This window comes from Sphaerisporangium melleum, from assembly GCF_014646695.1.
Classification (GTDB): Bacteria; Actinomycetota; Actinomycetes; order Streptosporangiales; family Streptosporangiaceae; genus Sphaerisporangium; species Sphaerisporangium melleum.
Genome location: NZ_BMNT01000090.1, coordinates 2,495 through 5,870, shown reverse-complemented (window position 1 = coordinate 5,870; position 3,376 = coordinate 2,495). Strand labels below are relative to the sequence as shown.

General features: G+C 73.9%; 2 protein-coding genes. Both read right to left on the bottom strand.

Annotated elements, in window-relative coordinates; genetic code table 11:
- A partial coding sequence (locus IEY93_RS37015) for a type I polyketide synthase (RefSeq protein WP_189167829.1) occupies positions 1-1,532 on the bottom strand: 1,532 nt, incomplete at its 3' end.
- Positions 1,533-1,562: 30 nt separating this feature from the next.
- Positions 1,563-3,376: SDR family NAD(P)-dependent oxidoreductase (locus IEY93_RS39105; protein WP_229691792.1), on the bottom strand; the 1,814-nt coding region annotated here is incomplete at its 5' end.

The following is a 3,376-nucleotide window of genomic DNA, read 5'->3' as shown; positions in this document are numbered from 1 at the left end:
CAACCCGCCAACCGACCCGCCTGACCCGCCAACCCCACACCCGACCGCGCGGAAACCACCCACGGCACCACACCGGACCCCGGCTCGGCCGCCACTCCCGCAGCGGTCGGCAGCCCGGTGCCGGAGAGGGTGGCCGGGGACTCCTCGGCCGGGGCCTCCTCCAGGATCACGTGCGCGTTCGTACCGCTCATGCCGAACGACGACACACCGGCACGGCGCGGTTCGGCGCTCGCGGGCCAGGGGCGCGCCTCGGTCAGCAGCTCGACCGCGCCCGCCGACCAGTCGATGTGCGGTGACCGCTCCTCGGCGTGGAGGGTGGCGGGCATGACGCCGTTGCGCAGCGCCATCACCATCTTGATCACGCCTGCCGCGCCGGCCGCCGCCTGGGCGTGGCCGATGTTGGACTTCACCGAGCCCAGCCACAGCGGCCGGCCCTCCGGGCGGTCCTGGCCATAGGTCGCCATCAGCGCCTGCGCCTCGATCGGGTCGCCCAACTCGGTGCCCGTGCCGTGCGCCTCCACGACGTCGACCTGCACCGGCGAGAGGCGGGCGTCCGCGAGCGCCTGCCGGATCACCCGCTGCTGGGACGGCCCGTTCGGCGCGGTCAGACCGTTGCTCGCACCGTCCTGGTTGATCGCCGAACCCCGCACCACCGCCAGCACCGGATGCCCGTTCCGCCGGGCGTCCGACAGCCGCTCCAGCAGCAGCACACCCGCGCCCTCGGCGAGCGCCATGCCGTCGGCGGCGGCGGAGAACGCCTTGGAACGCGCGTCCTTGGCCAGGGCGCGCACCCGGCTGAAGCCGATGAAGGTGCCGGGGGACGACAGGACGGTCACGGCGCCGGCCAGCGCCAGCGTGCAGTCACCGTTGCGCAGGGCCCGCACCGCCAAGTGCAGTGCGACCAGGGAGGAGGAGCAGGCCGTGTCGATGGTGACCGCGGGGCCCTCCAGACCGAGGGTGTAGGAGACCCGGCCGGAGACCACGCTGGTGGCGACACCGGTCATCAGGTATCCCTGCAGCTCCGGCGGCGCCTGGGTCATCAGGGTGAGGAACTCCGAGCTGTTGGCGCCGACGAACACCCCGGTGCGGCTGCCGTGCAGGGTGGTGGGGGCGATACCGGCCCGCTCGACCGCCTCCCACGAGGTCTCCAGCAGCAGCCGCTGCTGCGGGTCCATGGCGACCGCCTCGCGCGGCGAGATCCCGAAGAACGCCGGGTCGAACTCGGTGATGTCGTGGACGAACCCGCCCTCGCGGACGTACGACGCGCCGAAGGCGTCGGGGTCGGGGCTGTACAGCGACTCCAGGTCCCAGCCGCGGCCCTCCGGGAAGCCGGAGATGGCGTCGGTCCGGGTGTCCACGACCTGCCACAGGTCCTCCGGCCCGCGTACCTCTCCCGGGTAGCGGCAGCCGATGCCGACGATCGCGATCGGCTCGTGGTCCTTCTCCTCGGCCGCCCGCAGGCGCTTCTTACTGTCGTGGAGCTCGGTCGTCACGCGCTTCAGGTACTCGACGAGCTGCTCTTCGGTCGCCATTTGCTTGCCTTTCTCGCGTGCCGGGCCGATTCAGGAGAGGCCGAGCTCGTTGTCGATGAAGCTGAGGATCTCGTCCGCGCTCGCCGCCTCGATCAGTCCCGCCACGTCCTCGGTGGCCGGGCCGGACGCCTGCCGCCTCCCCTTCCAGGAGGCGAGCAGGTGCTCCAGGCGGGCGGTGATCTCGTCGGGCGCGGCCCATTGTTCGGCCGCGGCGGCGAGCCGGGCCTCGATGCGGTCCAGTTCGGCGAGGACCTGCCGTTCCGGGTCGTGCGCGGCCGGGGCGAGTTCGCCGAGCAGGTGCCCGGCCAGCACGCCCGGGTTGGGGTAGTCGAAGACCAGCGAGGCCGGCAGCCGGAGCCCGGTCGCGGTCCTGAGCCGGTTGCGCAGCTCGACCGCCGTCAGCGAGTCGAAGCCGATGTCCTTGAACGCACGGCCCGTCTCGACCAGGTCGGGGGCGGCGAAGCCGAGCACGGCGGCCACGTGCCCGCGCACGAGTTCGAGCACCACCGCCATGCGGTCGTCCTGCGGGAGGGCGGCCAGCCGGTCGGTGAGCGACTCGGTCTGCGGCGACTCGGTCGTGACCGTACGGCGGGCGGCCACGCGGACCAGGCCGCGCAGCAGCGGGTGCCCGAACCCCATGGACGCCCCGGCGCGCAGCGTCGCGAGGTCGAGGGACATCGGCACCAGCGCCGCCTCGTCCATGGTGAGCGCCAGGTCGAACAGGCCGAGGCCCTCGTCCAGGCTGAGCGCCCCCATGCCGGAGCGGTTCAGCCGGCTGATGTCGGCCTCGTCCAGGTGGCCGGTCATGCCGCTGCCGCTCTGCGGCGTCCACAGTCCCCAGGCCAGGGAGGTCGCCAGCAGGCCGCGGGCGCGGCGGTGCTGGGCGAGCGCGTCCAGGAAGGTGTTCGCGGCGGCGTAGTTGCCCTGCCCCGGGCTGCCGAACAGGCCGGCCGCGCCCGAGTACAGGACGAACGCCGCAAGGTCCAGCCCGGAGGTGAGTTCGTGCAGGTTCGCGGCGGCGGCGACCTTCGGGCGGAGCACCGCGCCGACCCGCTCGGGGGTGAGGGAGGAGATGATCCCGTCGTCCAGGACGCCGGCGGTGTGGAAGACCCCGGTCAGCGGACGCTCGGCGGGGATCCGTGCGAGCACCCCGGCCAGGGCGTCCCGGTCGGCTGCGTCACAGGCGACGATCTCCGTCTCGGCTCCCAGCCCGGCCAGCTCCTGGGCCAGCTCGGCGGCGCCGGCGGCGTCCGGGCCTCTGCGTCCGGCCAGGATCAGGTGGCGGACGCCGTGCTCGGTGACCAGGCGCCGGGCGGCCAGCGCGCCGAGCGCTCCGGTACCGCCGGTGATCAGTACGGTGCCCTCGGGGTTCAGGGCGGGGGGTGTGGTGAGCACGACCTTGCCGATGTGCCGGGCCTGGGCGACGTGCCGGAACGCCTCGGCGGCGCGGCGGACGTCCCAGGTGCGGACGGGTGGCAGCCGCAGTTCCCCACGGGCGAACAGCGCGGCGATCTCGGCGAGGATCTCGCCGGTGCGCCCGGCGTCCAGCGTGGTCAGGTCGAACGGCAGGTAACGCACGCCCGGGTGGGCGGACGCCAGTTCGGCCGGGTCGCGCAGGTCGGTCTTGCCCATCTCGACGAACCGTCCGCCGGGGCGCAGCAGCCCGAGCGAGGCGTCGATGAGCTCCCCGGCGAGTGAGTTGAGCACGACGTCCACGCCGCCGTGGAAGGTGCGGGCGAAGTCCGGCGTCCGCGAGGAGGCGATGCGCTCGGCGGGCACGCCGAGGGCGCGGACCGCGTCCCACTTGGGTTCGCTCGCGGTGGCGTGGACGACGGCGCCGAGGT